Origin of the sequence: Seonamhaeicola sp., from assembly GCF_028281565.1 — a bacterium.
GTDB lineage: Bacteria > Bacteroidota > Bacteroidia > Flavobacteriales > Flavobacteriaceae > Seonamhaeicola.
In genome coordinates, this window is record NZ_JANQJQ010000011.1 from 106,068 (window position 1) to 119,159 (window position 13,092).

Annotated in this window: 13 protein-coding genes; 2 read left to right on the plus strand and 11 right to left on the minus strand. The window is 36.3% G+C overall.

Translation table 11 applies throughout. From position 1 onward, the window contains the following. Positions 1-5 precede the first annotated feature (5 nt). The gene (locus Q0983_RS05150; protein WP_299549768.1) at positions 6-419 is read right to left on the minus strand and encodes a hypothetical protein; all 414 of its coding nucleotides are present in this window, start codon (positions 417-419) and stop codon (positions 6-8) included. Between the two features lie 38 nt (positions 420-457). Here Q0983_RS05150 and Q0983_RS05155 point away from each other — a divergent pair, with 38 nt between their 5' ends. Beyond that, entirely contained in the window at positions 458-1,672 is a 1,215-nt protein-coding gene (locus Q0983_RS05155; protein WP_299549771.1) for a multidrug effflux MFS transporter, read from the plus strand. Here Q0983_RS05155 and Q0983_RS05160 read toward each other — a convergent pair. The 6 genes from Q0983_RS05160 to Q0983_RS05185 form a co-directional block, all read right to left on the minus strand. Continuing rightward, positions 1,653-2,171 carry a DinB family protein gene (locus tag Q0983_RS05160; RefSeq protein WP_299549774.1) on the minus strand — a complete coding sequence of 173 codons (519 nt, stop codon included), beginning with the start codon at positions 2,169-2,171 and terminating at the stop codon, positions 1,653-1,655. The genes Q0983_RS05155 and Q0983_RS05160 overlap by 20 nt on opposite strands. A 31-nt stretch (positions 2,172-2,202) precedes the next feature. Next, the gene (locus tag Q0983_RS05165) at positions 2,203-4,104 is read right to left on the minus strand and encodes a hypothetical protein (protein ID WP_299549777.1); all 1,902 of its coding nucleotides are present in this window, start codon (positions 4,102-4,104) and stop codon (positions 2,203-2,205) included. 262 nt (positions 4,105-4,366) lie between these two features. Next, entirely contained in the window at positions 4,367-5,641 is a 1,275-nt protein-coding gene (locus Q0983_RS05170) for a TRAP transporter large permease (protein WP_299549780.1), read from the minus strand. 2 nt (positions 5,642-5,643) lie between these two features. Further along, on the minus strand, positions 5,644-6,111 hold the full coding sequence (locus Q0983_RS05175; protein WP_299549783.1) for a TRAP transporter small permease subunit: 468 nt from the start codon (positions 6,109-6,111) through the stop codon (positions 5,644-5,646). Beyond that, complete coding sequence (locus Q0983_RS05180) at positions 6,111-7,082, minus strand: TRAP transporter substrate-binding protein (protein ID WP_299549786.1); 972 nt, start codon at positions 7,080-7,082, stop codon at positions 6,111-6,113. The genes Q0983_RS05175 and Q0983_RS05180 overlap by 1 nt, the downstream gene beginning before the upstream one ends. A 326-nt stretch (positions 7,083-7,408) precedes the next feature. Continuing rightward, the gene (locus Q0983_RS05185) at positions 7,409-8,431 is read right to left on the minus strand and encodes a TRAP transporter substrate-binding protein (protein ID WP_299549789.1); all 1,023 of its coding nucleotides are present in this window, start codon (positions 8,429-8,431) and stop codon (positions 7,409-7,411) included. Positions 8,432-8,600: 169 nt separating this feature from the next. On the opposite strand from Q0983_RS05185, the gene Q0983_RS05190 reads away from it, so the two are divergent. Continuing rightward, positions 8,601-9,218: a fumarylacetoacetate hydrolase family protein gene (locus tag Q0983_RS05190; protein WP_299549792.1), complete on the plus strand. Its 618-nt coding sequence runs from the start codon at positions 8,601-8,603 to the stop codon at positions 9,216-9,218. Between the two features lie 57 nt (positions 9,219-9,275). Here the strand turns inward: Q0983_RS05190 and Q0983_RS05195 are convergent, their stop codons facing one another. The 4 genes from Q0983_RS05195 to Q0983_RS05210 form a co-directional block, all read right to left on the minus strand. Continuing rightward, positions 9,276-10,400, minus strand: coding sequence for an MBL fold metallo-hydrolase (locus Q0983_RS05195; protein WP_299549795.1), 1,125 nt, complete (start codon positions 10,398-10,400; stop codon positions 9,276-9,278). Between the two features lie 176 nt (positions 10,401-10,576). Next, positions 10,577-11,230 (minus strand): hypothetical protein, encoded by a 654-nt coding sequence (locus Q0983_RS05200; protein ID WP_299549798.1) that lies wholly within the window; start codon positions 11,228-11,230, stop codon positions 10,577-10,579. A 22-nt stretch (positions 11,231-11,252) separates the two neighbouring features. Next, entirely contained in the window at positions 11,253-12,032 is a 780-nt protein-coding gene (locus Q0983_RS05205) for an SDR family oxidoreductase (RefSeq protein WP_299549801.1), read from the minus strand. A gap of 91 nt (positions 12,033-12,123) precedes the next feature. Next, a complete protein-coding gene (locus tag Q0983_RS05210; protein WP_299549804.1) occupies positions 12,124-12,957 on the minus strand; it encodes an AraC family transcriptional regulator in 834 nt (277 codons plus the stop codon). Between the last annotated feature and the right edge of the window lie 135 nt (positions 12,958-13,092).

Consider the following 13,092-nt stretch of genomic DNA (forward strand, 5'->3'; position numbering starts at 1 on the left):
CATTATTAATCAAATGGTAATAAATCGGGTTCTAAAAAAGCGGATCTTGCTGCTTCCAAATTGAAAATATCTACATGATAATGCGAGAACAACAAGTCTTTGAAATTAGTTTTCAACCTGGGAAATTCATTAATAAAACCTTCAAAAGTCTGAGACTCCGATCTTAAATAAAAATGATACACAGCTTTCACAGCCGCCACCGTCACCGTCTCATTATACTTATCTGTGACCCCTAAAACTGTGACATAATTGATTAATTGGGTTTTTACCAGTTCAATAGCTTTATCCACACCGTAAGCATCAATATACAACCAGGCCAACCTTAAATGAGCTTCGTGGGTAAACAGTTTGGGGTCTAATGTAGCGGCTTGAAACTGCTCTAAAAATTGTGAATTCTTTAACGCATAATGACTTTCCATAAACACAAAAATAAATAATATTAGGTTACTTTTGCCTCATGCAAAACGGAAACACTTTTAAAATGGAATTTGTGGCGCTAATGGCGTCATTAATGTCTATAGTCGCACTTTCCATAGATGCATTATTACCGGGTTTGCCCGCCATTGGAAATGATTTAGGTGTTACCAGTACAAATGATAACCAATGGCTTATAACCATGATCTTTTTGGGGTTGGGGTTCGGTCAGTTAATATTTGGGCCTTTATCAGACAGCTTTGGCAGAAAACCCATAGTATATATTGGTTTTGGTGTGTTTATCATTGCCAGCATTATTTGCCTTACTGCCAAAAATTTTGAAATGATGATCATTGGCAGAGTATTACAAGGTGTTGGTTTATCGTCTCCGCGAACCTTAAGTATTGCTATTATCCGAGATTCCTATAGTGGAAATTATATGGCAAAGATCATGTCCATAGTAGTCATGGTCTTTATTTTAGTTCCGGTGATAGCCCCCGCTATGGGACAGTTTATACTAAATTTTCGCAGTTGGCATTCTATTTTCTATGTGAACCTTATTTACGGTTTACTGGTGATGCTTTGGTTTTGGAAACGACAGGACGAAACCTTAGTTAAAGAAAACCGTATCAAATTCACTTCGCATTTATTTATTGACGGCGCCAGGGAATTTATTAAGTATAGGGACGCTGTTGCATTTACCCTGGTGTCAGGATTCATCACCGGGTCCTTTATGGTGTACTTAAGTACTTCGCAACAAATATTTGAACAACAGTATAATTTAGCTGATCTCTTCCCTTATATTTTTGCAAGTTTAGCCATATCTGTAGGGTTAGCTACTTATTTAAACAGTGTATTTGTTGTTAAATACGGTATGTGGAAGATTGCTTATATAGCCACAGCAGCTTATGCATTTATATCCCTCGCATACGTGGCTGTTTTCTGGTCCGGCATTAACCCAAGCATTCAGGTTTTATTGGGGTTTTTCGCCATACAGTTTTTTGCCGTTGGTTTCCTGTTTGGGAATTTAAGGGCGCTTGCCATGCAACCTTTAGGGCATATAGCCGGCATTGGCGCCGCCATAAACGGTTTTGTATCTACCGTTATGGCTGTACCTATAGCCAACTACATCGGTAGTTTTGTAACAGATTCCGTTCTTCCTCTTTTTATTGGGTTTTCTTCTTTTGGAATCTTGTCTTTACTGACGTTTATTATTTTAAAAAAACCTTCAGACGCTGTTACAGATAACGTTCATTAATAATGTTTATGTGATGACGGGAATGCCCTAAAATGATGTAGGCTGCTGCCCTGGCCGACATATCCGAACCATTTGCGTTGCCAACTTGCAACAAATCTTCCGACGATAGACTTTTTAGCAACACAATAAAACTCTTTCTAACGGCTGTAAATTCTTCAATAAGGTCCTCAATACTTTTATTAGTGGCATTTGAAGGCGCTATATAATCATTTTGCTCAAACCCGGGAACAGGTGTTTTATCTTGTCTCGCTATATGAAAACACCGGAACTGAAATACACGCTCGGTATCTATTACATGTTGGAATACTTCTTTTATACTCCATTTACCTTCGGCATACTTGTAATCTAATTTATCTTCGGGAATGGATGAAAAGAACTCTAAAACCATATTTGCATCGGCTTCATAACCACTAATGAGTTCTACATCATCTGAAACCAGACTTAAATATCCGCTGTAAAACGAATTGTATTCTGATGTTTTTAATTCTTGTCTTATCATAATCAGTTTTTAAAACAAACTCAATATTAACTTATTTCGAAAAAAAGTTGGCTATTTTAACTTTATATTTTTTTACAATTTGCTTTCTAACCATTCTATCATACCTATTCCATAGTTTTTGTATTGGAATAAGAACAATAATCCCTAAACAAAAGCCAATAACTGAAAGTTTAGAATCACCTGGTTCTCTGAGTTGTTCAATTACGTAGTAACCTAAATAGTATAAAAATAAAACTACCGCTATTGATAATATCGTTAAAAGAACTTTTACTGCTTTAAAAAAAAGTTTGAGCTTTTTAATTTTTTTTGTTCTTGACGCCATATCTCTTCGCTTCAATTCTTTCTTTGCCGCTTCACCTTCTAAAACCTTTAGATTCAATAATTCTTTGGCTTTAATATGATCTTCTAAGGAAAAGTCATTGATAAATGTTATGCTATCATCTACATTGTTCTCCTCAATTTCTTCAGGTTTAAGAGTACTTTCCCTTAAATCATAAGTCAAAGAAATCACTTCTTCCTTGGTTATTTTTCCCTCTTGATACTTCTCATTTAATGCTGTATATTTTTCATGAACAGTATTATTCATTTGTGATGCAAGAACTATTTGCGCCTTAGTTATTATATCAAATGATTTTGGTACATCTTCACTGCTTCCAAACCCTTTTTTTAATTTAAACCAAAATTTATCTGTTATATAATCTAAGTCTGTTGCAAAAGGAATATCTTTTTCATTTACCTTAATTTGTGAATTATGAGCTAAATAATGAATATAACCACTTCCTGTAAGTAAAATATATTTACAATTTTCAAAACCTTGATTACTCACACCTTTCCTGAGAACATTTATTTTCGTAAATAACTTCAAACTATTTTTACAAGACTCCTCATCAAAATTTCTTCTTTTTTCTCTTGATATTTTAGAGAGTTCCTCTATAACATCTAAACCCTCAATATTAAATTCTGAATTTTCATAATAGTCTTTGTTTTCCTCTAATTGGATTCCCGATGTCTTTAAATCAATAAAGAATTTGTTCCTTTTAACAATCACATCGCTCTTTGATTTACAATCATTAATAATTTCTTTCATCGCCGTTTTAGTAGGATCTAATCTCATCTTTCCTTCTATAATTAAGCTTGCTACATGAAAGAACTTTATTATTTCATTTTTTGTTTCTTCAAAATATTTTAATTGAACTATCCTTTTTCCATTATTCTGATTAATCTCTCTAACAAGTTTAATAAAATCCATAAAAATTTCTTTATAGACCTTTCCATTATAACCCAAGTAATTAAAAATAATATCTGTGTCCAAAAAAATCACTAAGGGTTTTTTCCATTTACCAAGCTCATTTAAATCTGCCGTGTATCTTACTCCAGCATATAAAACAACCCCTTCTTTCACTACATTCAATCTCTCTGCAAATTCTCTATCATTTTTTTTCTTTATAATAAATGCACTAATCTCTTGATTATAAGGTTCGTTAATTCCATTACCAAGCAAATAATGATTTATATTACTACGAATTTTTAATATTTCAACTTCAGACAAATCTTTTCCTTTACTATTTTTTATATAAGCAATAAATTCATCTTCTGTTTTCTTATATAGTTTCCTTTTGTCTTCAAAGCTACTTTCAAACAAAGGATTTATTTTAGTTTCAATATCTACAACACTGTAAATACCTTTCTTCAAGGTCAAAAAACCTTCTCTAATTAATCGGTTTTTAAGTGTAGTTCTGATTACAGCTTCTGGCATTTTGAAATCAAAAACTTCTTCTAACAAAAACCTAAGTTCTGTTGAATTAAAACTCCATTTTTTCTTGTCTATAACTGCTGCTTTGATAAACTCTGATATAATATCATATATATCCTTATTACTATCTAGTAATTCTTTAAATACGACTACGGATGCTATTAACTTATTTTCTTTCATTTCTAAACATTATTTCCTTTCTTATAAATACAAAAGTATTTCAAAGAGAGAAGAAGGCTTTTAAAAATTCGGCAATATTGTAAACAAGTTTTTAACAAAAAAATGATACTTTTCGCTCAATAATTTAGAATTAATGAATGAGTACATGTTGAAGCTCTTTCTTGAGATACTGAAACAAGGCTTCAACATGCTCAGTGTTACCCGCAGGAATAACAGTTTCATAGGAAACCTCAATGTTAAACATTGAGGAGCTACTTTTCAATTAATCCATAAATAACTTTGGAAGGTACAGAGATATCTCCGGAACTAATGTCACCACGGTAAGTACCAAAAGGCTGGTGATCAAAAACGGTAAACCGGCCTTACTTACCTTTCCGATGGACACTTTGCCAATGCTTGAAGACACAAAAAGACATACGCCTAAAGGTGGTGTGGTCAAACCGATCATTAAGTTTAACAGGGCAATAACCGCAAAATGAATAGGGTCTACATCAACAGCCATGGCTACTTTTAATAGTATCGGGAACAGGATCAAGAGCGCCGCTATGGTCTCCATAAAGGTCCCGACAAATATGAGCAAAATGTTAATCAGGAGTAAAACCACATATTTGTTATTTGAGAAATCCAGGATTTCCGCGGATACTAATTGAGGCAATTGTTCTGTAATTAAAATCCACCCGAAAAGATTGGCAAATCCAATAAGGACCATTAATGACGCCGAGGTTTTCATGGAATCCAATACGATCACCTGAATGTTCTTAAAATTGAGTTTTTTATAAATAAAGGTACCAATAATCAAGGCATAAACCACCGCAATTATGGATGCCTCTGTGGGTGTGAAGACACCACCGATAATTCCAAACAGGATAATAAAAGTCATTAAAAGCGACCAAAAGGTGTCTTTAAATGCGAAGAGTATTTTTCTGAGGGTGCTTTTAGGGTGCTTCGGATATTTCTTTTTCTTAGCAATAAAATAGGTCACCCCCATAAGTCCGAAGCCTAATAAAAATCCGGGAATAGCACCGGCCAGGAATAACCGCCCAACCGATAAACCACTTAAGGTAGCAGCAATAATCATAGGCACACTTGGCGGAATGATAGGGCCAACTGTTGATGAGGATGCCGTTATCGCACATGAAAAATCAGCATCATAGCCTTCTTTTTTCATAGCTGGTATCATAACTGACCCAATACTGGCAGTATCGGATATAGCTGTACCGGAAATACCGGCAAACAACATGGAAGCTCCAATGTTTGCTAAGGCTAATCCTCCGCGAATATGGCCAGTTAAATGGTTACAGAAAGCTATAATCTTAGCTGTTAAACCACCTTGATTCATAAGGTTTCCAGCTAATATAAATCCGGGAACACTTAAAAGGACAAATACATCAATACCCGAATACATTTTCATTGGCACTACAATTAAAGGAATGCCGGCAAAAACCAAATACATCAAACAGGATAAGCCCAAAGAAAATGCAATGGGAAATCTAAATATTAAACATACAATAAATACAAGTATTAATATCCAAATCATGATTAATGCTTTAATTTTTTAATGACCTTTTGTAAGTCCCAAATGGCATAAATAGTTATAAAAACGCCCATCACTACAATAGAACCAAACGCAATAGCCATTGAGAATCCAACACTTGGTGAACGTTCCATAATACCGACCTTTACAAACTGAATGGCATAAATGGTAAGCGCAATAAACAATAGCATAGTTAGTATGGAAACAATGAACTCTAAAATGTATTTTTGTTTAGTATTCATTTTGTTATACAGCACATCAAACTTCACATAATAATTACCTTTCATAGCCAGTCCAGCCGCAAAACTCATGGCATAAATAAAAAAGAAACGTGCGGCTTCTTCGGTCCAGGACGGCGCACTTTCCAAAAAGAACCTGGCATAAATCTGAATGATCGTAACCCCGATAAAACAAAAGCTACTCACTAAGGTGCCGTACTTTAAAAACTTCCCGACGCGCTTCTTAAAATCCATTACTCTCTTAATTTTAAAATAGTATTATAAACTTCTTGCATTTCAGCAGACAGACTATTATAAATTGCTTCTCTGGCCACTGCTCCAAAAGCATCTTTATCAACCTCTACGAATGTCATTCCTGCAGCTTCTAATTTACTTATAATTTTTTGCTGGCTTTGTAAAAACAGTTTGTGCTCATATTCAACCATATCTTCAACTGCTTTAAGAAAAATGGCCTTTAAATCATCCGGGAAAGACTGAAATTGCTTTTCCCCAATAACAGGATAGGACCAACTTACCACATGAGCTGTTTGATTTATGTACTTCTGAACCTCATAAAAACCACCGGCCCATATCATAGGATATGGATTTTCCTGAGCCTCTACAGTTCCTTGTTGTAATGATGTAAACACTTCTGAAAATGCCATAGGCGTTGGTTTAGCTCCTAAAGCTTCCCAGGCCGTTACAAATGATGGCACATTGGGCACCCTTACTATGAGTCCGTTTAAATCATCAGGATGCTTTATAGGCCTGTTAGAAGTTAAATGCCTTGGGCTTCTTGGAAAAACACCTAGAGGTCTCAACCCTACTTTATCTATCATTTCCTGTTCCATGCGCTTGCCAATATCACTATCAATTAACTTACGCATATCCGTTGAGTTCCTTAAAAGAAACGGTAATTCGCAAAACGTTAATACTTCAACCCAATTACTTAAAGGTGAGCCGGTATTTGTCATGTCAATAACACCTGCTCTAATCAATCTGATAGCTTCAAGTTCTTTGGCTAATTGCTCAGAATGATAGTTTTCAAGTACCATCCGACCATTAGTCCGTTCTTCCAAAATTTCAGAAAAATATTCAAACGCCTGGAACCAGGTATGCCTTTCACTTACTATAAGACTCGCTCTTAAACGAAATTCAGGAGCTTCTTTCTTATCACATTGAATGAATAAAACTCCAAACAAAACTATAACAGAAAACCTTTTCATCCTTGTAAAATAAAGTAGAAGAACCGGTAAATACGTTGAAAAAACTCTCAATGTTTATCTTTTGAAGTCTAGTTTCGAATATAAAAAAAAATGTTGAATGAATTCCATATGGAAAATGATTAGTTGTTACCATAATTGAATTAAAAACATAATCCTATGGCAACCTCATAGTATAAATAAAGAGGGACACGTAGCTTCCTTATAACCAGAAAGTGCTCTATTCATAAAGTATCAGGCATAAATATGTATAACATCTCACTATAAAACCAACATATTCCCTTTAATGCCACATTTTAAAAACTTCCCGACGCGCTTCTTAAAATCCATTACTCTCTTAACTTTAAAATATCGTTATACACCACTTGCATTTCCGGTGACAGGCTATTATAAATGGCTTCTCTGGCTGCTTCCCCAAAAGCATCTTTATCAACTTCCACCAGGGTCATTCCCGCAGCTTTAAGATCATCTTTAATCTTTCTTTCACTTGCTAAGAAGAGCTTATGCTCATGCTTTACCATGTCTTTAACAGCTTCTAAAAAGATCTTTCTGAGGTCTTCAGGGAACGACTGAAATTTTTCCTCACCGATAACAGGATAGGTCCAGCTTACTACATGGGCCGTCTGGTTAACGTATTTCTGAACTTCATAGAATCCAGCCGCCTTTATAATGGCAAAACCATTTTCCTGGGCTTCCACAGTACCTTGCTGCAGCGAGGTAAATACTTCTGAAAATGCCATAGGCGTTGGCTTGGCACCCAAAGCCTCCCAGGCTGTAACAAACGATGGTACGTTTGGTACTCTTACTATGAGCCCTTTTAAGTCATCCGGATGTTTTATAGGGCGATTAGATGTTAGATGCCTTGGCCCGCCGGGAAATTGTCCTAAAGGACGAAGTCCTATTTTATCAATCATCTCCTGCTCCATACGTTTACCAATGTCGCTATTTATTAAAACCCGCATATCGGTAGAATCCCTTAAGAGAAATGGCAATTCACAAAAGGTCAATATCTCCACCCAATTACTCAATGGTGACCCGGTAGTGGTCATATCGATGACACCGGCACGAATCAACCGGATAGCTTCACTTTCTTTTGCCAGTTGTTCGGAATGATAATTATCTAATACAATTCTACCGTCGGTTCGTGCTTCTAAAATCTCAGAAAAATATTCAAAGGCCTGGAACCAGGTATGACTCTCATTCACCAAAAGACTCGCCCGTAAATGAAATTCCGGCTCATTTTTATGGCCACACTGCACGAATAAAAGTGCCAATACAAGCAACAGTAAAACCCTTTTTAACCTTAACAGGTAAGGTCTAAAATGATGTGAAAGCTTTGAAAAAAATCTCAATGGTTATTTTTTGTAGTCTCGTTTCGAATATATAAAAAAATGTTGAATGAACTCCATACGGAAAATGATTAGTTTCTACCATAATTTAAACTAAAAACCATGACTTACTCACCTGCATTTCATTATTTTTATCGCTTCAAATTAATCGCCATTATTAAAAAGAAACACCATGAAAATTATAGGTATTGGAAAGAATTATGTAACCGATAAAAGTGAAATTGCCGGTATTAAAGACGGACATCAACTTATTTTTCTTAAAGCTGATAGTACGTTGATTACGGGAAATAAAGATGTGGTCTTCCCCACTGAAATTACCAACGAAATAGTATATGAAGTTGAGCTGGTTGCCAAAATTGGGAAAGTGGGTAAAAACATTTCCGAAGCCGATGCGCCCTCGTACATCAGTGACATTGCCGTTGGTATTGATTACACGGCTAAGGATATTTTAACGGCCAACAGAGAGAAAAAATGGCCCTGGGCCTTAGGTAAAGGTTTTGACGGCGCTTCACCGGTTTCTGAGTTTAAACCTGTTTCTGACTTTCCGGATCTAAATAACATCAACTTCGACCTTAAAATAAACGGTGCGCAAATCCAGGTTGGCAATACGGACTTTATGATCTATAATTTTAGTGAAATTATTGCCTATGTCTCTAAATTTATGACCTTAAATCCCGGTGACCTTATCTTTACAGGCACACCTGCTGATGGGATCGGATTAATTCATAAAGGCGATCACTTGCAGGCCTCTATTGAAGGCGAGTTACTTTTAGATTTTAAGATGATTTAAGCATTTCGACTGCGCTCAATGTGACATAAAGATTACTTTTTAGACAGCTTGTGTTAATTAATTCCACCACGCATTTACGGGATACTTTTCATTAACTATAATGGCCTCACCGATTATTGGTGTTGTCATTTTTACATTTAGCTCTTTAGCTTTAGCACTTGCCCTTACCACCGGGTCGGTCCATTCGTGCAATGCCAGTTTGAAAGCGCCCCAGTGAATTGGCATCATAACTTTTGCCTGTACATCAACCGTGGCCTGAATAGTTTCTTCGGGCATCATATGTATGTGAGCCCATTGTTCGTTATATTGTCCGCATTCCATCATGGCAAAATCAAACGGGCCGTATGTTTCACCAATTTCTTTAAAATGCTTTCCATAACCACTATCGCCGCTAAAGTAAATTGAATTGTTTTCAGATTTAATTACCCAGGAACACCACAACGTATTATTTCTTGTAAAACCCCGTCCGGAAAAATGGCGCGCAGGTGTTGATACAAACTTAATACCATTTAGGGTTGAACTTTCCCACCAATCGAATTCTTTGATTTTTTCTTCGGCAACACCCCATTCTGTTAAATGGGCTTTAATTCCTAATGGTACGTAAAACTGTTTTACTTTCTTTTTTATCTTTTGGATCGAACCATAATCTAAATGGTCATAATGGTCATGAGAGATCAATACCAAATCTATTTCAGGCAGATTTTCAATAGAAACAGGTAATTCTTTATTAAACCTTGAGCCTCCTAACAAAGGATGAGGAGCCGGCACTTCTCCCAACATAGGGTCTATAAAAATAGTCGTTCCCTCCATTTCAACAAATAAAGCAGAATGCCCAAACCATGTAATTCTGGGTTGCTCTGGTTCATTTTCAAAGTAGTCTTTAGATAGGTGATTTTGCGGTAATGCGCTCTCAGGAACTTTATTTCCTCCCGTAGTAAAAAACTTGGGGATGGTACTCCATTTAAACCCGGTACTTGCCAGGGTTATTTCCTGATTTTTAAATACCCCTTCACCATTATAATTGGGTGAATTTTGAAGGCGTTCCAAATCTTCTCCCGTTGGTTTTCCTCCAAATTGCGGACTCACATTTACAAAAACGGCTCCTGTAATCACTACTATAAGGATGATTCCTAAAATTCCTAATATCATGTTCTTTATAAACTTTAAAAGTGTTTTAATCATTTTTACTTTATTATATGTCTCACTTCGAGTGCTTCGACGTTAGGAGAAGTGCCCGCCTGCAATTTCGGGCAGGTATCGAGAAGTCAATTAAGTTCTCGATACAATTTTTCTTCATTTATATTTCGAAAAATCACTCGAACTGACACGGTGATTATTTAATGAGTAAGCACATCTCGCTAACTACTTTTTATTATATCCATGTTCTCGAAAATCACTTGTTCATTTTCACTTAAACTTACAGCAATCATTTTAGAGGCCAGTTGCACCGAAGTAACCGAACTACTCTTCATAATACCTTTTAAAGGCTTATAGAGTATTCTGAATAATCGATACCAAATATTAGGTTCTTTTCTGGGTGTTACCGGATATATGTACCCGGGACGGAAAATATAAAGTCGGTTAAACCCAAGACCAATCAATCTGTTTTCGGCAATGCCCTTTGCTTTCGCAAATAGCACCCTACTTTGTTCTGTAGAATCTGCTCCTGCCCCACTTAACAGACAGAACGTGATATTAGGGTTTTGCTTGTTTAAAACTTTCGCTAATTCAAAAGGCATATCAATGGTAATTTTATTGAACTCCTCCTTCGGAACAGCGCCAGTATAAACCCCAATACAGAAATAACAAACATCTACATCTTTTAGCCGATCTGCTATTGTTGAATAATTATAATAATCAGAGTGAATAATCTCCTCAAGTTTATCATTTATAATTCCCAGTGGTCTCCTAACAATAATCTTTACCTTACCAACCTGATGATTTTGGAGGCAAAGTGATAACACTTCACCTCCCACCATACCACTGGCACCAAGAATTAAAACCGTTTTCATCTTAAATAGTATTTGTATTAAGTCAATTAACTTCCTGCATTTGTCTTACCTGCTTTAACAACATTTTCTTTGGCATAAACGGAATAGCAGCCATCATGACCTTTTGAGAGCCTGTTAAACCGGAAACCACATCCAATTTACCTTTTAACATACCGTTATACCCGTCTAAAGCAACTGAATAAGCACTTGCGGTTTTATCAAACAACCCGGTTTTATCCATCCCGGAGGTTTTGGCAAACTCACTTTCTGTAGCCCCGGGCATTAAATTAGTGACCGTAACATTGGTATCGTACAATTCTTCCGCAATGGCATTGCTGAAGAAGGTCACATAAGATTTTGAGGCATAATACACCGCCTGTAAGGGCCCCGGCATAAAACTGGCTGTTGACGACGTATTCAAAATCCTGCCGCTGTTACGCTTTACAAAGTCCGGTAAGAACAAACGTGTAAGGGCCGTTAAGGCTACCACGTTAAGATTTATCATAGCTAAATCCTGTTCCCAGGCACGCTCATGAAATTTACCTCGTCCACCAAAACCCGCATTGTTAATTAAATACTCTATTTGAATGTTCTTTTGAAGGATCTCATCATAAATTTCTTTAGGCGCTAAAGGTTTTGTCAAATCTTTAACAATGACCTCAACGGTAACGCCATATTGTTGTTCAAGTGCTTGTTTTAATTGATTTAGCTGATCTGCTCTACGGGCTACCAAAACTAAATCGCCTCCTCTTTCGGCGTGAATTTTTGCTAATTCTTTTCCTATACCACTTGAAGCGCCTGTTATTAATGCTGTATGTTTCATAATGTACGTGTTTAAATTTTACATTACAAAGGTAAAGCGTCTTTACAGCTTTAAGTTGTCTAAAACTTTCAAGGTTACTTGTCTAAAAATGTCAGGCTAAAGATTGATAGAATTGGGATGGTGTTATCTTAAAAAACCCCTTAAACGATTTACTGAAATGCGCCAGATCTTCGAAACCAGCTTCCAGATACACTTCCGATGGTTTCATATTTTTGGTAATCATCATGTTCCTGGCAAATTGCAAACGTTTTTGTTTGATCCACTTATGAGGCGTCTCTTTAAAGAGCGCTCTAAATTCCCGGTTGAAAGTGGATAAACTTCTTCCGGATTGAACAGCCAGATCCTGAAGCGGAATATTATACAAATAATTGTGATTCATCAATTTTTCCAGATCCGCCCGTTCTGAAATAGCAAACTCCTTAAATACCCCCAAGAGATCTTTATTAGCAGCCACCAAAGCATGTAAGGCTTCCAAAGTCTTTAATTCCATAATATTAGGGTCTAAATCAACACCCTCTTCAACATACGCCGAAATAGAATGTATTAGTCCTTTTAACAAGGGCGTTGACGGAATATCAAAAAACCTATCCGATATAGCGGCAGTTTCCCTGGAGATATCAAAATGATGGATCACGCGTTTAATAAACTTATTGGTGAGTGCAAACATATACACTTTGGCCTCCCCTTCTTCCGGGGTCCAGGTTTTAAACATACTACACTCCGTATATTTTCTAAGGAGCCCAAATCGTCCTCGTTCAACCGAAATCAATTCCTGATTAAGGTTGATATTCAATTGTCCTTTGGCAATATAAAACAGGACGGTTGACGGTAAATATACCTCAGTAAGTTCATTGCTTCGTGTTTCACAAGAAGCGGCCACCTGTAAATCCTCTGAATTTATAAAACGGATACTATGTTCTTCCATAGTACAAAAATAGGCATTTCAATTCAGATGCATTTGTCTAAAAATGTCAAATGAAAAGAGGTTGCCAAAAAAATAAAATTCTATTTCACTTAGCTTGCCTGCAGGAGCTTAGTCGAAGTATCGAAATGTTCCAGG